Source organism: Caulobacter sp. ALps2 (assembly GCF_058681635.1).
In genome coordinates this window covers 3,429,785-3,452,724 of the sequence record NZ_CM178743.1, presented here as the reverse complement: position 1 = coordinate 3,452,724, position 22,940 = coordinate 3,429,785, and the positions used below count along the sequence as shown (strand labels likewise).

Sequence of the window (22,940 nt, the reverse complement as noted above, 5' to 3'; positions counted from 1 at the left end):
CAACGGGAGACGCTATACCCGCTATTACGTGTGTCAAGCGCGGTTAAGCCTCTAGGCTGCCCTGGCCGCCGCGATCAGCCCCATGGGCGCGTAGTCCTCGAGAACCGGCGCCAGGCTGAGCTCGATCGTGCGCTCGCCGCCGTTCTTGACCAGCAGGGTCGTGAGCGTGACCACCGGCGCATTGGTTCTTAGCGCCGCCTCGATCTGGGCCGACAGCGCGTGGCGTTCGGCCGGGCGCACCACGTCGGTCAGACGATAGTCGATCAGCTCCTCGACCTTGAAGCCGGTCATGGCCGCGAACCGCTCGTCCAGCTCGGCGAAGGCGCCTCGCACGTTCAGGCGGGCGGCTCCCAGGTCATGCAGGTTGGAGGTCGCGATGCGGAAGGCCTCGGCCGCCTCGAACCGGCGGCGCAGGTCGCGCTCCTCGCTGCGGTTGAGCATCAGCAAGGCCACCCCGCCCGGATAAGGAAAGGCGCGCATGCTGCACCGGCGCGCGCCGTCGGGGGAGGCGTTGGCCTCGAACTCGACGACCTCGCCGGCCTTCAGCGCCCGCAGCAGCTGTTCGCCGATCAGAATCTGGCACGGCGCGGGAAACAGGTCGGCCCAGGTCAGGCCTTCCAGCTGAGTGGCGGCCAGTCCGGCCAAGGCTGCGAACGGATGATTGACGGCGGTGACCCTCAGGCGCTCGTCGAAAGCCACGAAGGCTTCGCTCATGGCGCCCAGCACCGCCGACAGCGCCGTCTCCGACCTTGTCCGGGCCCGATGTCCGCCGGTCTCGGCCGACAGCCCGAAGAACAGACCCGCCGACACCACCGCCACACGTGGCCGCCCATGGTGGGTGACGATGACCGGCGCCTCCAGGGCGCGGTCCTGCCAATGTCCGAAGTTGCGGCTGATCTCGCCGGCGGTGACCGACAGCGGCTCCGCGTTCAGGGACTTCATGCGATCACCTGGCTTTCCGCAAAATCCGCAAAATGCTGAATTGCTCGCCTTAAGGACGATCCCCGTAACCGATACGAGATCATGCTATCGTTGCACGATTGGCGCTACAACACCCGTCGCGTGCGGAGCTCGTGCGGCAGGGTGTCGCAGATATCGCGGAGAATCCACGCGCCGCGGTCCTTACCAATCTCAAGGCGTGTATTCGCACAATCCTCCCCTCAAGGAGGAGGCGTCACATGAGAGGACGTTCAAAAAACAAGAAGGTTCGCGGAGCCGAGAGCGGCGCTGTCGCCGTCGAGTTCGCCATCCTCGGCCCGCTGTTCCTGGTGCTGGTGATCGGGATCCTGGTCTGGGGACAGTATTTCTGGATCGCCCACACCGTGCAGCAGATGGCCAACGACTCGGCCCGCGCGGCCTTGGCGGGGCTGGACACGGCCGAGCGCGAGTCGCTGGCCCGCGCCACCCTGGCCGCCGAGGTGGCCGACTATCCCAGCCTGCGCGCCGAGGCCGCGGCCGTGGTCGTCGATAACCAGGCCGACCGCCTGACGGTGTCTATCCACTATGACACCGGCCAGGACGCCTTCAGGGCCTTCGACGGCCTGGTCCCCTCGCCGCCCAAGACGGTGCTACGCCAGGCGTCGGTGCGCCTGGGAGGGTACTGACATGGCCCCTCGCGACTTCGCCTCGAACGAGGACGGCGGCGTTGCGCTGATCGGCGCGGTCGCCATGTCGGCCCTGCTGGGCGCCACGGCCCTGGCGGTCGACATGGGCTCGGTGTTCCTGCAAACCCGCCGCCTGCAAGGCACGGCGGACCTGGCCGCCCTGGCCGCCGCCCGCGATCTGGACAACGCCCAGGCCGCCGCCCTCGCCACGGCCCGCGCCAACGGCTGGGACGGCCCCCTGACCGTCACCGTCGAGAAGGGCCGCTACGCCCCCGACCAAACCGTGGCCGCCAAGGCGCGGTTCCAGGCCGGCGGCGCCGATCCCGACGCCGTGCGCGTCAAGATCAGCACCCAGACGCCGCTCTATTTCGGCCACATGGTCAGCGGCCAATCCAGCCTGGCCATCAATCGCCAGGCCACGGCCGCGCGCGCCGAACTGGCCAGCTTCTCGATCGGCACGCGGCTGGCGGCGCTGGACGGCGGCCTGGCCAACGCCCTGCTGACCGGCCTGACCGGCTCCAAGGTCAGCCTGTCGGTAATGGACTACGACGCCCTGGCCGACGCCGATGTCGACCTGTTCGACTACATGGACGCGCTGAAGACCGAGCTGAACCTGACGGCCGCCTCATACGACGAGGTGCTGGCCGCCAAGCTGAGCACCGGCGAGGCGCTGAAGGCCTTATCGCGGGTCCTTGCCGACAAGGGCCAGACGAGCGCCTCGAACGCGGCCCGCACCTTGGCCCAGGCCGCCGGCGACGGCGCCCCGGCCAAGCTGAACCGCCTGCTCGATCCCGGCCCCTACGGCCCGCAGAGCCAAGTGGCCGGCGGTCGCGGAGCAGCGGTGACGCTGGACGCCCTCAACCTGTCCAAGGCCGTGCTGGCGCTGTCGAACGGCGCGCGCCAGGTGGAGCTGGACCTCGGAACGACCGTGCCGGGCGTCGCGGACCTGAAGGCCTGGCTGGCCATCGGCGAGCCGCCGAACAACGCGCCCTGGATGACGATCACCGCCAGCCGCGACGTCATTGTCCGCACCGCCCAGACCCGGCTCTATCTGGAAGCCAAGGTCGGCGGTTCGGGCCTGCTGTCCGTGGCCCAGGTCAAGCTGCCGATCCTGGTCGAGGCCGCCTCGGGCGCGGCCAAGCTGAAGGCCATGTCCTGCGCCAACGACGAGGCCACCCTGGACGTCAGCCCCGGCCTCGGGACCCTGGCGATCGGCGAGATCGACACCGACACCCTCGACGACTTCAAGACCCCGCTGGCGCCGGCCCCGGCGACGATCGCCAAGGCCCCGCTGTTCTCGGTGAGCGGCAAGGCGTCGGTGTCGCTAGGCGGACAGGTCTGGCAGGCCGTGCGGTTCCGCCAGGATGAGGTGCGTGGCCGGGTGGTCAAGACCGTCTCGACCAACGACCTGGCCAAGGCCACCGTCTCGAGCCTGCTGGGCGATCTGTCGCTGAAGGCCACGATCCTGGGCTTGGGCCTGGGCCTTGGCGAAAGCGCCCTGACCGGCGCGGTCGCCGCGCTGCTCGCCCCCGTCGCCGCCCCGCTGGACGACGCCCTGAACAGCCTGACCGCCCTGGTCGGCGTGCGCCTGGGCCAGGCCGATGTCCGCATGAACGGTCTGCGCTGCCGCGACGCCGCGCTGGTCGCCTGAGCCCAACCCTAGAAATGAGCCCAGCTCTAGAAAGGAGTCACTCCCCATGCCCCTCGCCTATCACCAGCTTCGCTTGGCCCAGGCGCCGCCGTCCGAGTTCAGCCTGCTGGGCTCCAGCTTCGAGCCGCCGAACATCCGCGCCCGACTGCACGCCATCTGCGCGCTCTATGCCTACACCCCGGTCCAGGAGCGTCGGCGGGAACTGCTGGACGGGTTGGAGTCGCTGACCCTGGAGGTCGCGCACCTGATGGCGCTGGACCTGCTGGAGAATGGCTGGCGACCCGATCCGCCGACCTAGGCCATCGTCCCTAAACCATGGCCTTGGCCATGGCGGCCAGCAGGGTCTCCGGCTCGATCGGCTTGGGCACGGCGCCTCGGAACAGGGCCGCGTCCAGAACCGGGTCGCGGTCGGCCGAGAAGGCCAGGATCGGCGTCGGGCGCGCGGCCCCGGCGGCGTGGATCTGGCGGGCGGCGCTGATCCCGTCCAGGCCCGGCATGCGCAGGTCCATCAGGATCAGGTCGAAACTACCACCGTCGGCCAACTCGACCGCCTCGCCGCCGTCACACGCCTCGGCCACCTCGGCCCCGAAGGCCTGCAGGATGGTGCGCAGCAGGAGTCGGTTGGCCGGGTTGTCGTCGGCCACCAGCACTCTGCGGCCATTGATACGAGCGGCGTGGTCCTCGACCTCGATCTCGCCCGCGCCGACCGCCACGACCGGCAACGAGAACCAGAAGCGCGAGCCCCGCCCCGGCGTGCTCTCCACGCCGATCGTCCCGCCCATGGCGTCGACCAGCCCTTTGCAGATGGCCAGGCCCAGACCCGCCCCGCCGCTCTGGCCGCCGCCCTCGACCTGCGAGAAGCGAACGAACAGCCGCTCGAGGCCCGCGGCCGAGATGCCGGGTCCCGTGTCACTGACACTCCAGACCAGCGCCGTTCCATCCGCAGAGGGCGCCAGGGTCACGGTGACCTCGCCGGCGTCGGTGAACTTCACGGCGTTGCCCGCCAGGTTCAGCAGCACCTGGCGCACCCGGTCGGGGTCCAACATCACCCGCTCGGGCGTGGCCGGGTCGACGATCAGGTCCAGGTCCAGGCGCTTGGCGCCGGCCTGGGGCGACAGAAGCTCCAGGGTCTCGCGGGCGCAGGCTTCCACCGTCACCGGACGCGGACGGATCTCGACGCGGCCGTCCTCCAGCCTCGAGAAGTCCAGCAAGTCGTTGATCGTGTGCAGCAGGGCCTCGCCAGCGTTGAGGATGCGGCGGACCAGCACCCGGCTCTCGTCGCCGACATCGGCGCGACGCTCGACCAGACGCGAGAAGCCCAGCACGGCCGTCAGCGGCGTGCGCAGCTCGTGGGTCATGTTGGCCAGGAAGGCGGCCTTGGTGTGGGCTGCGGCCTCGGCCTCGCGGCGGGCGTCCGCCAAGGCCTGCTCACGCTCATACTGCTCGGTCACGTCGCGCAGCACGCCCATCACCGCCGTGCGCTGGCCCGTGGCGTCCAGCTCGACGGTGGTCATGGCCTGCATGCGGCGTTGCTGGCCGTCGGCCCGGGTCAGGCGAAAGTCGATGAACCCGCCTATCGTCCCCTGGGGCCGAGGCTCGCGCACCAGCGCCCGCACCCGATCGACGTCGTCGGGATGGACCATGGCCATGATCTGCTCGCCGCTGACCGCGCGGCCGCGCGGCAGGCCGTGCAGGTCGTACATCTGATCCGACCAGTCGTTGCGCCCGGTCACATAGTCGTAGCGCCAGCGGCCCAGGCCGCCCATCGCCTCGGCCATGTAGGCCCGGCGCGCCTCGGCCTCGGCCTCGTCGCGGGCCATGGCCAGTTCGACCATCAGGCCCTCGCGCTCGCCATGCTGGAGTTGCTTGCCCAGCGCGGCGCCCAGCGTCTCGGCGACCAGGGTGATGGTCTCGATGTCGTCGCGGTCGAAGGCGTCGGGCGCGGTGTCGAACGCCTTCAGCACGCCCACGGCCTGGCCGTCCTGGAACAGCGGCGCGCAGACCATCGAGCGGATCCCGATCTTCTCGCAGGCGACCCGGTCGACGCGCGGGTCCTGGTGGGTGTCGTCACAGCGGAGCAGCCGCCCTTCGCGCGCGGCGCGGCCCGACAGCGAGGCGTCCCGAAACAGCCTCAGACCGCGATAGCGGGCATGGTTGGCGTCGACGGCGACATAGACCATCTCGTCCCCATCCACGAGTTCGACCGCCACGCCGCCAGTTCCGAACACCGACCGCAGAAGGTCGACCGACATCTGCATGAATTCGTCCAGATCGAAATCGGCCGCCACCAGCTTCGATTGCACACGACAGATTTCAAGCAGATGGCGATTTCGCTTCTCGAGGTATTCAAGCAGCTTTTCCCCACGATACACCACTGAGTTGCACCCCACACAACACGACTTGCAGCAAAGTCGGGATACAGAAGACCCGCTTCTACTGTTAACCCTATTCACAAAACTGGCGACTTTCTGCGCCCGACAATTGAAATTGTCGAGCAAGCTCGACCACGACGCGACCCCAGGTCGGGTATTCGACAATCACGCCGTTTCGCCGCGCCTCACGGGCACATTGTCAATGACACCGGTTTCCACTAGAGACGTCACAACCCCCGCCAAGCGGGACCTGTGCCGAATTTCGAGGGAGGATCTACGGCGTGACCGTTTCTGAGGCCGACAGCGTGGTTTTCACCCCCGCGGCCATCGCCCCCCAATTCGTCAAAGCGCGCCAAGACGGCGTTTCGGTTCCCGGCTATCCGGGCGGCGTGATTCCCTCGAGCATGGCCGAGGGCTATTCGGTCCAGGACATCGCCATCGACCTGTGGCCCGACGAACTGGTCGGCTGGAAGGTGGGCCTGGTCCCGCCGCAGCACCGGGAGCGCCTGGGCGCCGAACGCCTGGCCGGCTGCATCTTCAAGTCCAAGGTCCAGGACGCCAAGGTCGGCGCGCCGAACGAATTCCGCGCCATCGCCGGCGGCTTCTGCGCCGTCGAGGCCGAGTTCATCATCCGCCTCGGCAAGGACGCTCCGGCCGACAAGACCGAATGGACCGCCGAGGAGGCCGCCGAGTATGTCGGCGAGCTGCTGGTCGGCGTCGAGATCGCCGGCAGCCCGCTGGCCACCATCAACGCCCTGGGTCCGACGGTCGTGTGCTCGGACTTCGGCAACAACGATGGTCAGATCATTGGTCAGGCCATTTCCAACTGGCGCGACATCGCCTGGGAGGATATGCCGGTCGAGACCATCATCAACGGCAAGTCGGTCGGTAAGGCGACCGCCGCGACGATCCCGGGCTCTCCGCTGGCCGCCCTGGCCTTCCTGCTCGGCGCCGTCGCGGCGCGCGGCAAGCCGTTGAAGAAGGGTCAGATCGTCACCACCGGTGCGACCACGGGCATTCATGACGTGGCCGCCGGCGACGTCGCCCACATCGATTTCGGCCCGTTCGGAACCGTGGATTGCGTCGCCGTTCCGGCGAAATAAGAAACGACCCAACAAAAAGGGGGAAGGAAGGCGTGTCCATGGACTTTTCCAAAGCACCCGCCCCGTCCGAAAAGATCGGACGGTATCGGTGGGTGATCGTCGGCCTGCTGTTCGCGGCGATGGTCATCAACTACGTCGATCGCCAGACGATCGGCCTGCTGAAAGCCGACCTGTCTCACGAGTTCGGCTGGAACGAGAAGCACTACGCCGACCTCGTGTTCTACTTCCAGCTGGCCTACGCCCTCGCGTACCTGGCGTGGGGCAAGATCATGGACAAGATCGGGGCCCGCTGGGGCTTCGGCATCGCGTTCCTGATCTGGCAAGTGGCCCACATCGCCCACGCCGCCGCGCGCGGCTTCGGCGGTTTCGCCATCGCCCGCATGGGCCTGGGCATCGGTGAGGCCGGCGGCTTCCCCGGCGGCATCAAGGCCGTGGCCGAGTGGTTCCCCAAGAAGGAACGCGCCTTCGCCACCGGCATCTTCAACGCCGGCACCAACATCGGCGCCATCGTCACCCCCCTGGTCGTGCCGGGCATCGTGCTGGCCTTCGGCTGGCAGATGGCCTTCATCGTCACCGGCGTCGCGGGCCTGGTCTGGCTGCCCATCTGGCTGCTGGTCTACCGCCGCCCGCGCGAGCAGAAGAACCTGTCGGCGGCCGAGCTGGCCCACATCGAGCAGGATCCGGCCGACCCCGTCGAGAAGATCGGCTGGAGCAAGCTGCTGACCAAGAAGGAAACCTGGGCCTTCGCCCTGGGCAAGTTCTTGATCGACCCGATCTGGTGGATGTTCCTGTTCTGGCTGCCGGACTTCCTGGGCAAGCGCTACGGCCTCGACCTGAAGTCGTTCGGTCCGCCGCTGATCGCCATCTACCTGCTGTCGGACGTCGGCAGCGTGGGCGGCGGCTGGATGTCGTCGACCCTGATGAAGAACGGCGCCAGCATCAACAAGGCCCGCAAGCTGACCATGCTGGTCTGCGCCCTGCTGGCCGTGCCGGTGATGTTCGCGGCCAATGTCGACAACCTGTGGCTGGCCGTGCTGATCATCGGCGTCGCCACCGCCGCTCACCAAGGCTTCTCGGCCAACCTCTACACCCTGCCGTCGGATGTCTTCCCGCGCGGCGCGGTCGGGTCGGTCGTCGGCATCGGCGGCATGCTGGGCGCCTTCGGCGGCATGGTGTTCTCGAAGTATATCGGCCAAGTGCTGGAGCAGATCGGCACCTACACCCCGATCTTCATCGTCGCCGGTTCGGCCTATCTGATCGCTCTGCTGGTGATCCACCTGCTGACACCGAAGATGGAGCCGGTGACCATCTAAGGCGCCGCTTCACGCGAACGCGATCAGGGCCGGGGAGCAATCCCCGGCCCTTTTCGTTAGAACCCGGCCATGACCACCGCCCAAGATCTTAATGTCGCGCTCGTTGGCTACGGCTATGTCGGCAAGACCTTCCACGCCCCGTTGATCGCCGCCACGCCGGGCTTCGCGCTCCATACGGTGGTCTCGAGCGATCCCACCAAGGTGGCGACGGACTTACCAGCCGCCCGCGTCGTCGCCGATCTGGAACAGGCCCTGGCCGATCCGGCCATCGACCTCGTCGTCATCGCCACGCCCAACGCCCTGCACGCGCCCCAGGCGATCGCCGCCTTCGCCGCCGGCAAGCACGTGGTGGTCGACAAGCCCTTCGCCCTGGACGCCGCCCAGGCGCGGACCATGGCCGACGCGGCCGACCGGGCCGGCAAGCTGCTGGTCGTGTTCCACAACCGCCGCTGGGATAGCGACTTCCAGACGTTGCGGCGCCTGATCGCCGAGGACGCTCTGGGCGAGATCGTCCAGTACGAGAGCCACTTCGACCGCTTCCGCCCGCGGGTGCGCGACCGCTGGCGCGAGCGGGCCGGACCAGGCGCGGGCGCCTGGATGGACCTGGGGCCGCACCTGCTGGACCAGGCCCTGGTGCTGTTTGGCGAGCCCCTGGCCGTCGCCGCCGACATCGGCGTCCAGCGCGAAGGCGCCGAAGCGGACGACTACTTCCACGTCACCCTGCGCTATCCGGTCCCGCGGGTGATCCTGCACGGCAGCCTGCTGACCGCCGCCTCGGACCTGCGCATGGCCGTCCACGGGACCAAGGGCAGCTTCATCAAGCATGGCCTGGACCCGCAGGAGGCCCAGCTGAAGGCCGGCATGATCCCCGGCGCGTCCGGCTGGGGCCGTGACAGTCGCCACGGCGTGCTGACCACGGTCGAGAACGACATCCAGATCCACACGGACGTCCGCCCGGAGGTCACCGGCTATCGGCAGTTCTACGCCGGCGTCCGCGAGGCCATCCTGCACGACGCCCCCTCCCCCGTGCCGGTCGCGCAGGCCCTGCGGGTGATGGCGCTGCTGGAACTGGCCCAGCGGGCGTCGACCGAGCGGCGCGAACTGCCGGTCGCCTAGACCTTGGCCGGGATGCGGACGCCGCGCCCCGTCCGGGACGTGGTCCGGGAAACGACGTTCACCGGGTAGCCGACGTCGCGGAAATCATCCTAAGGTCGCGGCCATGCGCGCTTCCCTGCTCACCGCCTCCGCCGCCCTCGCCGCCGCCCTGGCCGCCTGTGGTCCCGCCCCCGCCCAGCCGGGCCAGGCCAGCGGAGCGCCCGTCGAGACGCGCGCGCCGAATGCGCCCGAGCAGAAGCCGGCTTTCGCCAATCAGACCCGCGCCCCGGGACTGAACTCCCACACCCAAGGCCAGTACACGACCCTGGCCAGCGGCCTCGACCACCCCTGGGGTGTCGCCTTCCTGCCGACCGGCGAGATCCTGGTCACCGAGCGCGCCGGTCGCCTGCGGATTCTGGGCAAGGACGGCAAGCTGTCGCCCGCCGTCGCCGGCCTGCCCCCTGTGTTCGCCGAGGGCCAGGGCGGCCTGCTGGGCGTGGCCATCGATCCTGACTACGCCAAGAACGGCCTGGTCTACTGGACCTTCTCGGAAGCGGACGGGAGCGTGAACGGCGCCAGCGCCGCGCGCGGCAAACTGATCCTCGGCGCGACACCGAAGCTGGAGAACGTCCAGGTCATCTGGCGCCAGGCCCCGAAGATGGACAGCGCCCTGCACTTCGGCGGCCGCCTGGTCTTCGCGCCGGACGGCAAGCTCTTCATCACCACCGGCGAGCGCTCGATCCAGGAAGGCCGCGTCCAGGCCCAGAAGCTGGACGCCACCCTGGGCAAGGTCATCCGCATCAACGCCGATGGCTCGGTCCCGTCCGACAACCCCTTCGTGGGCCAGGCCGGCGCCAAGCCCGAGATCTGGTCGTACGGCCACCGCAACCCGCAGGCCGCCGCCCTCGATCCCAACGGCAAGCTGTGGACCGTCGAACATGGCGCCAGGGGCGGCGACGAGCTGAACCACCCCGAGGCCGGCAAGAACTACGGCTGGGCCACCGTCACCTATGGCGAGGAATATTCCGGCAAGCCGATCGGCGACGGGATCACGTCCAAGGACGGCCTGGAGCAGCCGGTCTATTACTGGGACCCGGTGATCGCGCCCTCGGGCATGACCTTCTACGAAGGAAGCCTGTTCCCCGCCCTGAAGGGCAGCGTGCTGATCGGCTCGCTGAGGGAGCAGCATGTCGACCGCCTGGTGCTGAAGGACGGCAAGGTGATCGGCGAGGAACGCCTGTTCACCGACATCGGCGGCCGCGTCCGCGACGTCGTCACCGGCCCCGACGGCGCGATCTATGTCGTCACCGACGAGGACGACGGCAAGCTGATCAAGATCACGCCAAAAGGGTGACTAGACCCCGTAACGCTTGGGGCGCTGTCATCAATCGGCATGCCCTGGGGTAGGCGTGGCCCTACATCATCCCCGCCCCTCAAACTTCCCTCCTCCTTCCCCGAACCCTGCTATCAATCCGGCATGCAGCGCAGGCGAAGCATCCTCATCGTGGGCGGCGGGACAGCCGGTTGGCTGACGGCCGCCTATCTGGCCAAGGCCCTGCGCGTGGACGAGCGGGCGCACCTGGAGATCACCCTCCTGGAGTCGCCCGACATCGGGATCATCGGCGTCGGCGAGGCCACCTTCCCCACCATCCGCAACACCCTGCGGTTCCTCGGGATCGACGAGGCGCGGTTCATCCGCGAGACCTCGGCGACGTTCAAGCAGGGCATCCGTTTCGTCGACTGGGCCAGCGCGCCCCAGGACGGTCGACGCCACGCCTTCTTCCACCCGTTCGAGGCCCCGTTCTCGAGCGAAGGCGCGTCGCTGGCCCCCTACTGGCTGCTGCAGAGCGAGGCCACCCGCGCGCCCTTCGCCGAGGCCGTGACCATCCAGGCCCGCGTCGCCGACGCCCAGCGCGCGCCCAAGCGTCCGCACGAGAGCGACTTCGCCGGCCCGCTGAACTATGCCTACCACTTCGACGCCGCCAAGCTGGCGGGGGTGCTGGCCGAGCGAGCGCGCGAGCTGGGCGTGCGCCACCTGCGGGGCGCGCTCTCCGAAACGATCCTGGACGAGACCGGCGCGATCGACCACCTCGTTTCGCCCGAGCATGGCGACCTCTCCGCCGACCTCTATATCGACTGCAGCGGCTTTCGCGCCGAGCTGATCGGCAAGGCCCTGGGCTCGCCCTTCAAGTCGGTGAAGCCGATCCTGTTCGCCGACCGCGCCATGGCCTGCCGCGCGCCCTACGAGCGGCCCGACGCGCCGATCCAGAGCTACACCGTCGCCACCGCCCACGAGGCCGGCTGGATCTGGGACATCGCCCTGGCCCACGGCCGCGGCGTCGGCTGCGTCTATTCCAGCGACCATATCGACGACGACCGCGCCGAGGCGATCTTGCGGGACTATGTGGGCGGCGCGGAAATGGAGACCCGCAAGATCGCCTTCGACGCCGGCTATCGCGAGAAGCAGTGGATCAAGAACTGCGTCGCCGTGGGCCTGTCGGCCGGCTTCCTGGAACCCCTGGAGTCCACTGGCGTCGTGCTGATCGAGGCGGCCGTGGCGATGATCGCCGAGCTGTTCCCGCACTCAGGCCCGATCAGCGCCCCGGCCCGCCGCTTCAACGAACTGATGACGGCGCGCTACGACAACATCATCGTCTTTTTGAAGCTGCACTATGCGTTGAGCCAGCGGCCAGAGCCGTTCTGGCGCGAGAATGCCGATCCCGCGACCATCCCCGAGCGGCTGGTCGACCTGCTGGAACAGTGGCGTCACCGCCCGCCGGCGCGGTTCGATTTCATCCTGGATCTCGAGACCTTCGCCTTCTTCAACTACCAGTACATTCTGTACGGCATGGGCTTCAAAACCGACCTGACCGACGGCGCGGGCGAGTTCCCGGACGTCGCCGCCGCCGCCAAGTTGTTCGCCAAGATCCGCGGCTTCGCCGACCGCGCGACCCAGGATCTGCCCAGCCACCGGGATCTGATCTCCCAGATCAACAAGTTCGGGTTCGACAAGGCGTTCGAGCCGACCTGAGGCCTCAGCCCTTGACGGCCGCCGCCACGACCTGGTGCGGGGGTGTCCCGCCCGCCTCGATCGCCGACAGGCTCTCCAGCGTTGTCCGGGCGATCGCGTCCAGGGCTTCTTCGGTCAGAAAGGCCTGGTGACCGGTGATCAGCACGTTGGGAAAGGTCAGCAGGCGCTGGAAGACATCGTCCTGGATGATCTCGTTGGACAGGTCCTCGAAGAACAGGTCGGCCTCCTGTTCGTAGACGTCCAGCGCCACGCCGCCGATCTTGCGGGACTTCAGCCCGTCGATCAGGGCGTTGGTGTCGATCAGGGCGCCGCGGCTGGTATTGACGATGACGACGCCCGGCTTGGCCTCCGCGATGACCCGCGCGTCGATCAGGTGGCGGGTGGCGGGCGTCAGTGGGCAGTGCAGCGAGATCAGATCGGCCTCGCGCAGCAGGGTCTCGACCGGGACGTAACGAACGCCGGCCGCGACCAGTTCGGGGTCCTGGACGATGTCACTGGCCAGGACCTGACAGCCGAAGCCCAGGCGCAGCATGCGGGCGACCAGGGCGCCGATACGGCCGGTCCCGATCACGCCGGCGACGCGGCCGGAGAGATTGCGGCCGATCAGGCCATCCAGCGCGAAGTTGTTCTCGCGCACCCGGTTCCAGGCCCGTGGAATGTTGCGGTCCAGCGCCAGGACCAGGCCCAGGGTGAACTCGGCCACCGCTTGGGGTGAATAGGCCGGCACGCGTACGACCATGATCCCAAGCGCTTCGGCGGCTTCCAGGTCGACATTGTTGTAGCCGGCGCATCGCAGGGCCACCGTCCTGACGCCAGCGGCGGAGATCGCCGCCAGCGCGGCGGCGTCCAGGCGATCGTTCACGAACACGCACACCGCCGCGTAACCGGCGGCCAGCGGCGCCGTCGCCGCATCGAGATGGGCGTCGAAATAGTCGATCTCGTGCCCGAGCCCGGCGTTCGCCGCGTCCAGGAACCGCCGGTCGTAGGCCTTGGCCGAGAAGACGGCGAGACGCATGCTGAACTCCACTCTCCACGCGTGAGCATCGATGAACTTCCACTACCGGACGCGATCTGGGAAGCTCGTGGACACGCCGCGCTTCGACACTTTCAGAATGACGCCATGCTCAACAAGGCCTCGCAGATGGACTTCATCCGTATCCTCCGCTCGCTCGAGGAGTTCCTCTACGAGGTGATGACCTGGCTGGTCTTCTATCCCCGCACCCTGCTGCGGACCCTGCTGCGCCCGATCCAGGTGCTGGACTATTCCCGCGCCGAACTGCGCAAACCCGAGGAAGAGCAGTTCCAGGACACGCTGAGCGCGCCCTTGTTCCTGATGCTGAGCCTGGTGATCTCGCACCTGTTCGAGTTGGCCCTGCACCTGCATCCGTTCGCCCATGCCGGCCATGCGGCCGAGACGCTGTTCGGTTCGGACCAGAACCTGGTGATCCTGCGCTCGCTGATGTTCGCGGTCTTCCCGCTGATGTTCGCTGTCCAGCAGGTACGCGACGGCAAACAGGCCCTGACCCGCAAGACCCTGCGCGGCCCGTTCTATGGCGAGTGTTATCCGGCTTCGGTCTTCTGCCTGATGATCGGCATCGGCGGCACGACCCTCCAGGCCTTTCCGACCCAGGCGGCCGTCGGCTGGGCGCTGATCGTCGGCGCCGTCATCTGGTATCTGGGCCTGCAGGTCGTTTGGCTGAAGCGCTTCAACGACCGCTGGAGCCGGGCGATCCTGGTGACCGCCGGCTGCTTCCTGAAGGCGGCCGCGGTGGTGCTGGCCGTCGCAACCGCGATCGCCCTGGCCATACAGGACTGAGGGTTTGGCGATGTCGTACCCGCCGAAGCCAGAATTCCGTATCGCGTCGTGACCGCGCCATGCCGCTCGGCGCGCCGCCGTCCGATCGCTCGCCCCTGTTAGGTGACGACGATCGCGCGCGAAAGTCGAGTTCGAGCCCCAAAGAAAAGGGCCCGCCGAAGCGGGCCCAAGGGGGAGTTTGTTTGAGCTGGTCTTAGGCCTTCGCCGCGTCCGGGACCGCGCCTAGCTCGCCGCTCTCGCGGGCCTTCTTGCCGTAGACGACCTCGAACAGCGGGCTGGCCATCACCGTGGTGACGATCGCCATCAGCACCAGCATCGCGAATAGGGTCGGGCCGATGATGCCCTTCTGCAGACCGATATTGATGATGATCAGCTCCATCAGGCCGCGCGAGTTCATCAGGGCGCCGATGCCCATGGCGGTCGAATGGTTCTCGCCGGTCAGGCGGGCGGCGGTGTAGCAGGCGCCCCACTTGGCCAGGATCGAGCAGGCCAGCACGCCCAGGGCGATCAGCAGCAGCTGCGGCGAGTTGACCATGTCCATCCGGGTGTTGAGGCCCGAATAGGTGAAGAACATCGGCAGCAGCAGCACGACGGCGATGGGCTCGACCTTCTTCTTCAGCTCCTCGACCAGCAGGCCGCGCGGCATGACCACGCCCAGGATGAAGCCGCCGAAGATGGCGTGGATGCCGATCGCGTCCATCAGGAAGGCCGAGGTGCAGAAGGCCAGGATGACCAGCGCCAGCACCTGTGTGCTCATCTCGCCGTCGCGCTCGACCATGCGGCCCAGCGGCGCCAGGATCTTGGGACCCAGGGTGGTGACGAACAGCACCCACAGCAGGCCGCCGCCGATGGCCAGGCCCGCCACGCCGGCGCCGCCGCCAAACGTCGCCAGCACCAGGGCCAGCACGCACCAAGAGACAGCGTCGTCGAAGGCTCCGGCGGTCAGGGACAGCGTGCCCAGCGAGGTCTTTGCCAGGCCCCGCTCGTTGATGATCCGGGCCAGCATCGGGAAGGCGGTCAGGGCGATGCAGGCGCCCATGAACAGGGTGGCGTTGGCCTGGCCGATGCCGACGGCGAACAGGCCCGGGACCTTCAGCAGGAAGGGCGTGATGATGGCCGCGATGACGAACGGCGCGGCGATGCCGGCGAACGAGACGCTCATGGCGCTCTTGGCCTTGGCCTTGAAGTGCCCGGCCTCGAAGGTGGTGCCGACCATGAACATGTAGAGGCCCACGCCCAGCTGAGCGCCCACATACAGGATGTTCTTGGTTTCCTTGGGGAAAATCGCGGCCTGCAGTTCCGGAGCCAGCAAGCCCAGCAAAGACGGCCCCAACACCACGCCGGCGATCATCTCGCCCACGACCTGGGGCTGGGCCAGAAACTTCTGGCCAAGCCAGCCGACGACGCGGCAGGCCAGCACGATGACGGCCAGTTGCAGGAAGAAGTGAACGGAAAAGTCGGTCGGCGTGAAGCTCTGCGCGGCCGCCTTGGTCGCCGGTCCATGCTTGTTCAGCACATCCGCCGCCATGGCGAACGTCTGCCCGAGTAGGTCTGACACGGTCTTGCCCCCTAATGAATGTCGTCTGGCTTTGCGCCTTGAGCCCATGCCGCGCAGGAATCCGCTCTCGACGCAATGTGGCCGACGCGTTTTTGACAGCCTTGTCAGTCGATTGTTTTCGTTGGTCAAATTTCTGTTGCTGGAACGACACGACGTAGTAACGTACCTACAAGACAGCCTTGTCATTGTGGGTAGGTAGGCACGCCTTGAAGGTCGTCACGAGCCGCGAATTCAACCAAGATGTCAGCCAGGCCAAGCGCGCGGCGAGAATCGAGCCGGTGTTCGTCACCGACCGCGGCCGCCCCACCCACGTGCTGATGAGCGTCGAGGACTACCGCCGGCTGACCGGTCAGACCGAAACCATCGTCGACCTGCTGGCCATGCCCGGCCTGCCGGCGATGGAGCTGCCGCGCTCGAGCGACGCCTGGGACCGGCGGGGGGAGGACTGATGCATCTGCTCGACACCGATGTCGTTTTCGAATTGCGCAACGCCAAGGCCGGCGCGACCGATCCGGGCCTTTCCGCCTGGGCGACGCGGGCCGCGCGGTCGAGCCTATTCGTCTCGGCCCTGACCCTGCTGGAGCTGGAAGCCGCCGTCGCCCGCGCTGAACGCAAGGACAAGGGCCCCAAAGGCAAAAACGGGGGCGCGGCGCTCAGAGACTGGCTGGACAACCGCGTCGCGCCGGCTTTCGAGGGCCGCATCCTGGCGATCGACGCCGCCGTCGTCCGTCGCCGGGGCCACCTGCCCCTGGCCGACAGCCGCGACGCCCTGCTGGCCGCCACCGCGCTGGAGCACGGCCTGACCCTGGCCACGCGCGACATCGCCGCCTTCAGCAAGGTCCCGCGCCTGAAGGTGTTCAACCCCTGGGGCTACAAGCCCGAGGCCCTCGACGATGAGGAAGACTGGGGCCAGGCCGCCAAGGCCGGCACTCAGTGGCTGCGCAACATTTTTGTCCGAGGATAGGGCCTCGTACGCGGCTAAGGCCGCTTCACGCCCAAGGTGTTCTCGAGCCAGCCGGCCACCAGTTCCAGCACCTCGGCGCCGTCCATGGCTGGCCGGGCGCGCCACTCCTCCGGATCGTCGGTCACGGGGACCTGCAAGGCGTGATTCAGGTCGGGGAGCAGGACGACCTCCGCCTTCGGATTGCCCGCCAGGGCCTTGCGGGCGGCGGGCATGTTCTCCTCGGGCCGGACCAGGACATCCTTGCCGCCATAGACCGCCAGCACCGGTATGCGGACCCGCTGGAGGTCCTCGAACGGCCGCCGTTCCAGCGCGGCGGGAAGCTGGACGGTGTCGGTCAGGGCCGTGATGATCTGTTCGGCGGCCGCCCGTGGGATGCGACCGTCCTTGGTCCCCAACGCCACCACCGCCTCGACACGCGCCTTGTCCGGAGCCGCGGCGATCAGCCGGCCGGCGAACGCCCGCTGGACTTCGTAGGAGCCGCGCTCCGGGAAACTCATGACCAGGCTGCGCGCGACCTGGTCGATGGTGTGCTCGCGCCCCGGAATGGCCGGCGACAGCAGCAGGACGACGCCACGCGGCGGGTCCGGCAGGCCCGCGACCTGGGCCGCGACCATGCCGCCCTGGCTGTGGCCGACGACGGCGATGCGCGCGGGGTCGATCTCCGCCCGGCTCCGCAGGAAGGCCACCATGGCGCGCGCGTCGCCCGCCAGCACCGGTACGCGCTCGTTGGCCGGTCCGCCGGACTCTCCGGAGCCGCGCTTGTCGTATTCCAGCGTCGCGACCCCGACCGGCGGCATGCGGGCTTGCAGGACCCGGAACGCGCCGCGCACCTGAGGGCCTGAACCGCCGACGACCACCACGGCCGGAAAAGGCCCCTTCCCCGTCGGGACCCGCAGGGTCGCGGCCAGCTTGACGCCGTCCGGCGTGGTGATGGTCACATCCTCGGCGGTCCGGTCGGGCCTGTAGGTCTTCTCGAGCCCGTCCAGCTCGGCCGGCGTCGGGATCCCACGCAGGATCACCGCCGGCCCCAGGCTGACCGGCCCCGCGCGGCCCAGGTGCAGGGCCAGGGCGTCCTTGGCCGGCTCGGCGTCGGCCTTGGCCACGCCCGTGACCGTAAAGCGTCGCCAGTCTCCGGCGCCGGCGATCTCGGTCGTCGCGAAGGTCGGATATGGCGGGGCGTTGGTCAGCAGCAGGGCCGGGATCCGAGCGCCCGCCCCAGCCCTCAGCCAGAACACGCCGGTATAGGTCTCGCCCGCCTTGACCCCGCCCGCGAAGGCCGCGGTCGCGCCGCTGCTCCACGGATCGGTCGTTTCAGTCGCCTCGACGCGGGCGGCGCCACCGCCCGGCGCGCCGGTTTCAGGCCCATGGCTCACCTTGGCGCCGTAAATCGACCAGCCGTCAGCCGGGATAACACCCACCACCTCGGCGGCGCGAGCCACGGACGCGGCGATCAGCATCAACAGGAGAACAACCAGAACCCGCAAGACGACGCCTTCCACGACGAGAGGCGGACTCGATCACAGGTTGCCGCGCGACGCAATCACGCGCCTAGGGCCGGCCGATCACCGAGGCGTCGGCCACGGCCAGCGGCGGCGCGGCGAGGCCGAACGGAACGGCGGCGCCCGCCGGCGGCAGGCCTGGGTCGCGCGGCGGAGCCGGAGGGGGCGCGGGGTTGGCGGCGACCTCGACGGGGGCCGGCGGCGGGACGGCCGCGGCGGCCACGAACACGGGCTTCGGCGCGGCCTTGGCCGACACATAGACGACCCGGTCACCCTTGCAGGTGCCGGCGTTGTACAGCCCCTTCAGGTAACCACGCCGCACGAAGCCGGCCTTGATGGCGTCGCGCACCATCTGGTCGTGGCGTTCGGCCCCGGTCAGGCGGCGCACCCAGCCCCGCATCGGAATGACGTCGGTGATCGTGCTGGCCACCACGCCCAGGACCGGCCGAGACATGCCCTCCCCCTTGTTGTCGTCCTTGGGGTCGTCGTAGTCGTCGCCCAGCACCGCGTCGAGGCTGTCGATCTCGGCCTTCAGCGCCGGACAGCCGGTCTTGGGCGAAGCATAAGGATCGGCGACCGCCTTGGTCAGCAGATCGGGGATCTGCGAACGCACCACATTGATGTCGCGTAGCGGCGCGACCATGGCCGAGCCAAGATTGTCGCCATTGGCCTCGGCCGAGGTCTTGGGGATCCGGGGCGCGTCCTTGTCCTGCTTGCCCGCCAGCGCCGTGTCGGCCGCCCCCAGGCCCAGGCACAGCGCCAGCACGGCCACGCCGCAGCGGCGCGACGCGCTGACGGTAGGCTTTTGAACTGGCGACGACATCTGCGTGAACTCGCACGGTTGATCCATGCAGGTTCAACCCGGGAATCGCCCGGGCCGTTCCGTGAGGCGCGCGATCGTGATCCCCGCCCTAAATCCGGGGCAATCCGTCCATGATGGCCGTCAGGGCCAGGACGGTCTGGGCCTCCATGGCGCTGTGGCCCGCGTCGGTGCGCACATAGGTCGCCGGCGGCAGGCCCGCGGCTTCCAGCGCCTCGACCAGCCGTGAGGCCTGGGTCAGCGGACACACCTGGTCGAAACGGCCATGGACGATGTGCGTCGGCACGCCCTTCAGTTGGGTCACCCCGTCGGTGATCTCGTCCGGCTTCAGGAACAGATGGTTGGCGAAGAAGTGGGCCTCGATCTGGGCGAAGCACAGGGCGAACTCGGCCTCGCCGAACTTGCCCGCGTCCTCGTCGGCCGGGATCATGTTCGAGATCGTGCCTTCCCAGACCGACCAGGCCAGGGCCGCGTCGAGCTGGCGCCGCCGCTCGGCGTCGGTGGTCGGGACCATGTCGAAGATCGCCTTGTAGGCGCCCATCATGTCGCCCCGCTGGTCGGCGGGGATCACCTCCACGAAGGCCTTCCACTCGTCCGGATAGGCGATATAGGCGCCCGGCTCGGTCAGGGCGTGAGGCTGCTCGGCGAAGGTCGCCGCGTTGCCCTGGTACATATAGAGCAGGTCCTCCTTGGACCCCAGGAAGATGCCGCGCAGGATCAGCGAGGCGACCTTCTCCGGGTTCCGGATGGCGTAGACCAAGGCCAGGGTGCTGCCCCAGCTGCCGCCGAACACGTGCATCTTACCGGTGACGCCGAGCGCGTCGCGCAGGGCGTTGATGTCGGCGACCAGGTGGTCGGTGGTGTTGTGCGCCAGGGCCTTTTCCGGACCATCGGCCGCCACCGTGGGCCGGCTCAGGCCACAGCCCCGCTGGTCGAACAGGATCACACGATAGCGGTCGGGATCGAAGAACCGCGACATCACCGGCGCGCAGGCCCCGCCAGGACCGCCATGCAGGAACATCACCGGCTCGCCGTCGGCGCGGCCGTATTCCTCCCAGTGCAGCTCGTGGTCGGGCGCGGTGTCGACGCGCAGCCAGCCGGCGCTCAAGGGCTCGCCTTGAGGATAGGTCCACTCGTTGGTGACCTTGCTGGTCGTCCGCAGCCGCGAGAAATCCATGACGCTCGTCCCTGTCGAAGCACTGACCGACAGTTTCGCGCCGCGACGCCGATTTCTCTAGAAGAAACACGGTTCGCTCATCCTCCAACACCCGTCGGGGTGCGGGGATAGCACCCTCTCCCCTGGGGAGAGGGCGGGGCCCGCCGCGTAGCGGTGGGAGGGTGAGGGATTGGGCGGAGCCGGTATGTGAGTCCGCGCAAGCCGCTGTCTTTCCGTGACTTTATCGGTGAGCGATGTCATCCCTCACCCTCCCATGCTTTGCAGGGGCCCCGCCCTCTCCCGCAGGGAGAGGGTGATCAAAGGCACGAGCGTTCACGCCTCTCCATCCCCACCTCCAAAACCCGCCCTATCCTGCCCTCACCTCGAAGCACTGGGGAGGGCGCGCGGCCAGCGACCTTCGTGGCTTCGGGAGGCGGTCGAGCGGGCGCGCTCGTCGGCGCGGGGGAAACTCCGCAACTGCACCATCCCCGAGGTAGTCGACCCTGGAACACAGAAACGACGGTGGATGCAGGCCGAGGAGAGCGACAGGGGAGCTGAAAGGCTCCTGACCGGGACCAAGCTTCGCGGCTTGGCCCGCCCGTCGGAGGCTTCAAGGGCGAACAGGCGCCAATAGCGTCGGAACGTCACGCTTCCGGATAACGACCGCGCGGGGCGCAAGGCTTCGTCGAAACGGTAATTCTTCCTCTGCTCCGGGCGATGTCCCGGCGCCCCGCCTCCCTCCCCGTCCCTCCGGCGCGCCGCGTCGGAGCGCCTTGGCATGTCTCCGGAGGATTCGATGAGCCGCAAAAAGAAGAAGCCTGGCCCGCCCTGCCCCGTCGCCCTCGATTGCGAATGGCCGCCCGCCCGCATCGCGGCCCTGCGGCGCAAGGTTTGGAAGAAGATGCGGAAGTTCCGCAATTCGAGGGAGTACCAGCACATGTTGGCCAAAGAAAAAGCCCCCGGCCTTGCGACCGGGGGCTCATCTTCATCCGAGGACTGAAGGCTTAGCGGATGACCCGCGCGCCCTTGCCCTTCATCACGGCCTCGACTTCGGCCTGGCGCACCATCGAGGTGTCGCCCGGGGTCGTCATGGCCAGGGCGCCGTGAGCCGCGCCGTATTCGACGGCGGCCTGGGGGCCCTTGCCCTCCATGAAGCCGAAGGCCAGGCCCGAGGCGAAGCCGTCGCCGCCGCCGACGCGGTCATAGATCTCGAGGTTCTCACGCATCATCGAGGCGTAGAACTCGCCGCCGGCGTACAGGATCGCCGACCAGTCGTTGACCGAGGCGGTCTTGGCGTTGCGCAGGGTAGTCGCGGCGACCTTGAAGTTCGGGAACTGCTTAACGGCGGTCTCGATCATCTTCTTGAAGTTGGCCGGGTCGATCGAGCTGATGTGCTCGTCCAGGCCTTCGACTTCAAAGCCCAGGCAGGCGGTGAAGTCTTCTTCGTTGCCGATCATCACGTCGACGTACTGGGCGATGTGACGGTTGACCTTCTGAGCGCCTTCCTTGCCGCCCTGCGACTTCCACAAGCTAGCGCGGTAGTTCAGGTCGTAGGAGATCACGGTGCCGTACTTGCGGGCCACTTCCACGGCTTCGATCACCGCTTCAGCCGTGTTCGAGGCCAGGGCCGCGAAGATGCCGCCGGTGTGGAACCAGCGCACGCCTTCTTCGCCGAACAGCTTGTCCCAGTTCACTTCACCGGGGCGGATCTGCGAGGCGGCCGAGTGACCACGGTCCGAGCAGCCCAAAGCGGGGCGTACGCCGAAGCCCTTTTCGGTGAAGTTCAGGCCGACGCGGGTGTTGCGGCCCAGGCCGTCGAAGTCGCGCCAGATGACGTGCGAGGTGTCGACGCCACCCTGCATCATCAGGTCCTCGACCAGCCAGCCCAGGTCGTTGACCGGCAGAGCCGTCACCGCCGTCGAGCGCTTGCCCCAGCACTTCTTGAAAGCGCGGGCGACGTTGTATTCGCCGCCGCCTTCCCAGACGTTGAACTGGCGAGCGTTGCGGACCCGGCCGAAGCCTGGGTCGAAACGCAGCATCACTTCACCGAAGGACGCGCAGTCCCACTTCGTTTCCGAAGCCGGGCGGATGTTGAGGATATTGTCGGTCATTTAGGCCTTCCCACGAACCTTCTTGATCAGATCTACCGTCTCGCGGACCTTCTTGGTGATGCCCGCGTAGTCCTTGGCGTCCAGCAGCTCTTGGGTGATCAGCTTGGAGCCCATGCCGGCGGCGACGATGCCCGCGCCGAACCACTTCTTGACCGAGGCTTCGTCCGGATCGACGCCGCCCGTCGGCATGATGCGGGTCCAGGGCATCGGGCCCAGCACCGCCTTGACGAAATCGGGACCGCCGACCGACGAACCCGGGAACACCTTGACGATCTCGCAGCCCAGCTCTTCGGCGTACGAGATTTCCGAGGCCGAGCCGCAGCCCGGCGAATACGGGATCTTGCGACGGTTGCAGACCTTGGCGACGTCGGCGTTCAGGATCGGGCCGACGACGAACTTGGCGCCGTTGGCGATGTAGATGCCGGCGGTCGGGGCGTCGACGATCGAGCCCACGCCCATGATCACGCGCGGATCGGCCTCGGCGAAGTAACGGGTGACTTCGTAGAAGACGTGGCTGGCGAAGTCGCCGCGATTGGTGAACTCGATGCAGGGCGCGCCACCGTCGGCGCAGGCCTGGATCACGGCCTTACAGACCTCGACGTCCGGGTGATAGAAAACCGGGATCACACCCTGGTCCATCAGGGCGGTCAGCACCGCCATACGGTCTTTCACCATCGTATTCTCCTTCCCGAAGGATCGATCTTGCGCGGACCGCCACCGGGGCCTCCGCGCGCGCAATATTTCGCCGGTAGTGGCTCAGGGCGTTCCCTTAGACCGCGTTGCGCGCCGGCGCCATACCGGGCTTGCCGCAGCGTCAAACTAAAGGGTCGTAAGGCGCGGTTTTGTC

At 68.1% G+C, this 22,940-nt stretch carries 21 protein-coding genes; 12 read left to right on the top strand and 9 right to left on the bottom strand.

Features of this window, described 5'->3' with window-relative positions; all coding sequences use genetic code 11:
* Positions 1-51: 51 nt before the first annotated feature.
* On the bottom strand, positions 52-942 hold the full coding sequence (locus ACW173_RS16475) for a PAS domain-containing protein (protein WP_492081080.1): 891 nt from the start codon (positions 940-942) through the stop codon (positions 52-54).
* Positions 943-1,178: 236 nt separating this feature from the next.
* Between ACW173_RS16475 and ACW173_RS16470 the strand changes: the two genes are divergently transcribed.
* Genes ACW173_RS16470 through ACW173_RS16460 form a run of 3 tightly spaced genes read left to right on the top strand, consistent with a single transcriptional unit; the run spans position 1,179 to position 3,553 of the window.
* Positions 1,179-1,604, top strand: coding sequence for a TadE/TadG family type IV pilus assembly protein (locus tag ACW173_RS16470; RefSeq protein ID WP_492081079.1), 426 nt, complete (start codon positions 1,179-1,181; stop codon positions 1,602-1,604).
* Between the two features lies 1 nt (position 1,605).
* On the top strand, positions 1,606-3,255 hold the full coding sequence (locus tag ACW173_RS16465; RefSeq protein WP_492081077.1) for a TadG family pilus assembly protein: 1,650 nt from the start codon (positions 1,606-1,608) through the stop codon (positions 3,253-3,255).
* A gap of 46 nt (positions 3,256-3,301) precedes the next feature.
* Entirely contained in the window at positions 3,302-3,553 is a 252-nt protein-coding gene (locus tag ACW173_RS16460; RefSeq protein ID WP_492081076.1) for a hypothetical protein, read from the top strand.
* 10 nt (positions 3,554-3,563) lie between these two features.
* Here ACW173_RS16460 and ACW173_RS16455 read toward each other — a convergent pair whose 3' ends face one another.
* A complete protein-coding gene (locus ACW173_RS16455) occupies positions 3,564-5,558 on the bottom strand; it encodes an ATP-binding protein (RefSeq protein WP_492081074.1) in 1,995 nt (664 codons plus the stop codon).
* A gap of 350 nt (positions 5,559-5,908) precedes the next feature.
* On the opposite strand from ACW173_RS16455, the gene ACW173_RS16450 reads away from it, so the two are divergent.
* The 5 genes from ACW173_RS16450 (at position 5,909) to ACW173_RS16430 (ending at position 12,169) form a co-directional block, all read left to right on the top strand.
* Positions 5,909-6,730: a 2-keto-4-pentenoate hydratase gene (locus tag ACW173_RS16450; protein WP_492081073.1), complete on the top strand. Its 822-nt coding sequence runs from the start codon at positions 5,909-5,911 to the stop codon at positions 6,728-6,730.
* A gap of 38 nt (positions 6,731-6,768) precedes the next feature.
* A complete protein-coding gene (locus tag ACW173_RS16445) occupies positions 6,769-8,043 on the top strand; it encodes an MFS transporter (protein ID WP_492081072.1) in 1,275 nt (424 codons plus the stop codon).
* Positions 8,044-8,112: 69 nt separating this feature from the next.
* Positions 8,113-9,159 (top strand): oxidoreductase, encoded by a 1,047-nt coding sequence (locus ACW173_RS16440; RefSeq protein ID WP_492081070.1) that lies wholly within the window; start codon positions 8,113-8,115, stop codon positions 9,157-9,159.
* A gap of 103 nt (positions 9,160-9,262) precedes the next feature.
* Positions 9,263-10,492, top strand: coding sequence for a PQQ-dependent sugar dehydrogenase (locus ACW173_RS16435; RefSeq protein ID WP_492081069.1), 1,230 nt, complete (start codon positions 9,263-9,265; stop codon positions 10,490-10,492).
* Between the two features lie 123 nt (positions 10,493-10,615).
* The gene (locus tag ACW173_RS16430) at positions 10,616-12,169 is read left to right on the top strand and encodes a tryptophan halogenase family protein (protein WP_492081067.1); all 1,554 of its coding nucleotides are present in this window, start codon (positions 10,616-10,618) and stop codon (positions 12,167-12,169) included.
* A gap of 4 nt (positions 12,170-12,173) precedes the next feature.
* Here the strand turns inward: ACW173_RS16430 and ACW173_RS16425 are convergent, their stop codons facing one another.
* Positions 12,174-13,184 carry a 2-hydroxyacid dehydrogenase gene (locus tag ACW173_RS16425; protein ID WP_492081065.1) on the bottom strand — a complete coding sequence of 337 codons (1,011 nt, stop codon included), beginning with the start codon at positions 13,182-13,184 and terminating at the stop codon, positions 12,174-12,176.
* 105 nt (positions 13,185-13,289) lie between these two features.
* On the opposite strand from ACW173_RS16425, the gene ACW173_RS16420 reads away from it, so the two are divergent.
* The gene (locus tag ACW173_RS16420) at positions 13,290-13,985 is read left to right on the top strand and encodes a hypothetical protein (protein WP_492081064.1); all 696 of its coding nucleotides are present in this window, start codon (positions 13,290-13,292) and stop codon (positions 13,983-13,985) included.
* A gap of 193 nt (positions 13,986-14,178) precedes the next feature.
* On the opposite strand, the gene ACW173_RS16415 is transcribed toward ACW173_RS16420, so the two are convergent.
* Positions 14,179-15,543, bottom strand: a complete 1,365-nt coding sequence (locus tag ACW173_RS16415; protein WP_492081063.1) for a cation:proton antiporter — start codon at positions 15,541-15,543, stop codon at positions 14,179-14,181.
* Positions 15,544-15,749: 206 nt separating this feature from the next.
* Here ACW173_RS16415 and ACW173_RS16410 point away from each other — a divergent pair, with 206 nt between their 5' ends.
* Both ACW173_RS16410 and ACW173_RS16405 read left to right on the top strand, forming a co-directional pair.
* Positions 15,750-15,992, top strand: coding sequence for a type II toxin-antitoxin system Phd/YefM family antitoxin (locus ACW173_RS16410; protein WP_492081062.1), 243 nt, complete (start codon positions 15,750-15,752; stop codon positions 15,990-15,992).
* Positions 15,992-16,507 (top strand): PIN domain-containing protein, encoded by a 516-nt coding sequence (locus ACW173_RS16405; RefSeq protein WP_492081061.1) that lies wholly within the window; start codon positions 15,992-15,994, stop codon positions 16,505-16,507. Before ACW173_RS16410 ends, ACW173_RS16405 begins: the two co-directional genes overlap by 1 nt.
* Before the next feature lie 14 nt (positions 16,508-16,521).
* On the opposite strand, the gene ACW173_RS16400 is transcribed toward ACW173_RS16405, so the two are convergent.
* From ACW173_RS16400 to pip, 3 genes are all read right to left on the bottom strand, one after another.
* A complete protein-coding gene (locus ACW173_RS16400) occupies positions 16,522-17,991 on the bottom strand; it encodes an alpha/beta fold hydrolase (protein ID WP_492081060.1) in 1,470 nt (489 codons plus the stop codon).
* A gap of 64 nt (positions 17,992-18,055) precedes the next feature.
* On the bottom strand, positions 18,056-18,829 hold the full coding sequence (locus ACW173_RS16395; protein WP_492081059.1) for a hypothetical protein: 774 nt from the start codon (positions 18,827-18,829) through the stop codon (positions 18,056-18,058).
* A gap of 88 nt (positions 18,830-18,917) precedes the next feature.
* Positions 18,918-20,003, bottom strand: a complete 1,086-nt coding sequence (gene pip, locus ACW173_RS16390) for a prolyl aminopeptidase (protein ID WP_492081058.1) — start codon at positions 20,001-20,003, stop codon at positions 18,918-18,920.
* A 775-nt stretch (positions 20,004-20,778) separates the two neighbouring features.
* Between pip and ACW173_RS16385 the strand changes: the two genes are divergently transcribed.
* Positions 20,779-20,982, top strand: a complete 204-nt coding sequence (locus ACW173_RS16385) for a hypothetical protein (RefSeq protein WP_492081057.1) — start codon at positions 20,779-20,781, stop codon at positions 20,980-20,982.
* Positions 20,983-20,986: 4 nt separating this feature from the next.
* Here the strand turns inward: ACW173_RS16385 and ACW173_RS16380 are convergent, their stop codons facing one another.
* Together ACW173_RS16380 and ACW173_RS16375 are read right to left on the bottom strand one after the other, a co-directional pair.
* Positions 20,987-22,093 (bottom strand): PfkB family carbohydrate kinase, encoded by a 1,107-nt coding sequence (locus ACW173_RS16380; protein WP_492081056.1) that lies wholly within the window; start codon positions 22,091-22,093, stop codon positions 20,987-20,989.
* The gene (locus ACW173_RS16375; RefSeq protein ID WP_125157944.1) at positions 22,094-22,768 is read right to left on the bottom strand and encodes a bifunctional 4-hydroxy-2-oxoglutarate aldolase/2-dehydro-3-deoxy-phosphogluconate aldolase; all 675 of its coding nucleotides are present in this window, start codon (positions 22,766-22,768) and stop codon (positions 22,094-22,096) included.
* Between the last annotated feature and the right edge of the window lie 172 nt (positions 22,769-22,940).

Bases quoted from the DNA above. Each gene is read 5' to 3' on its own strand.
- ACW173_RS16475 (WP_492081080.1), bottom strand. From the start codon at position 942: ATGAAGTCCCTGAACGCGGAGCCGCTGTCGGTCACCGCCGGCGAGATC.
- ACW173_RS16470 (WP_492081079.1), top strand. From the start codon at position 1,179: ATGAGAGGACGTTCAAAAAACAAGAAGGTTCGCGGAGCCGAGAGCGGC.
- ACW173_RS16465 (WP_492081077.1), top strand. From the start codon at position 1,606: ATGGCCCCTCGCGACTTCGCCTCGAACGAGGACGGCGGCGTTGCGCTG.
- ACW173_RS16460 (WP_492081076.1), top strand. From the start codon at position 3,302: ATGCCCCTCGCCTATCACCAGCTTCGCTTGGCCCAGGCGCCGCCGTCC.
- ACW173_RS16445 (WP_492081072.1), top strand. From the start codon at position 6,769: ATGGACTTTTCCAAAGCACCCGCCCCGTCCGAAAAGATCGGACGGTAT.
- ACW173_RS16440 (WP_492081070.1), top strand. From the start codon at position 8,113: ATGACCACCGCCCAAGATCTTAATGTCGCGCTCGTTGGCTACGGCTAT.
- ACW173_RS16435 (WP_492081069.1), top strand. From the start codon at position 9,263: ATGCGCGCTTCCCTGCTCACCGCCTCCGCCGCCCTCGCCGCCGCCCTG.
- ACW173_RS16430 (WP_492081067.1), top strand. From the start codon at position 10,616: ATGCAGCGCAGGCGAAGCATCCTCATCGTGGGCGGCGGGACAGCCGGT.
- ACW173_RS16425 (WP_492081065.1), bottom strand. From the start codon at position 13,184: ATGCGTCTCGCCGTCTTCTCGGCCAAGGCCTACGACCGGCGGTTCCTG.
- ACW173_RS16420 (WP_492081064.1), top strand. From the start codon at position 13,290: ATGCTCAACAAGGCCTCGCAGATGGACTTCATCCGTATCCTCCGCTCG.
- ACW173_RS16405 (WP_492081061.1), top strand. From the start codon at position 15,992: ATGCATCTGCTCGACACCGATGTCGTTTTCGAATTGCGCAACGCCAAG.
- ACW173_RS16395 (WP_492081059.1), bottom strand. From the start codon at position 18,829: ATGTCGTCGCCAGTTCAAAAGCCTACCGTCAGCGCGTCGCGCCGCTGC.
- pip (WP_492081058.1), bottom strand. From the start codon at position 20,003: ATGGATTTCTCGCGGCTGCGGACGACCAGCAAGGTCACCAACGAGTGG.
- ACW173_RS16385 (WP_492081057.1), top strand. From the start codon at position 20,779: ATGAGCCGCAAAAAGAAGAAGCCTGGCCCGCCCTGCCCCGTCGCCCTC.
- ACW173_RS16380 (WP_492081056.1), bottom strand. From the start codon at position 22,093: ATGACCGACAATATCCTCAACATCCGCCCGGCTTCGGAAACGAAGTGG.
- ACW173_RS16375 (WP_125157944.1), bottom strand. From the start codon at position 22,768: ATGGTGAAAGACCGTATGGCGGTGCTGACCGCCCTGATGGACCAGGGT.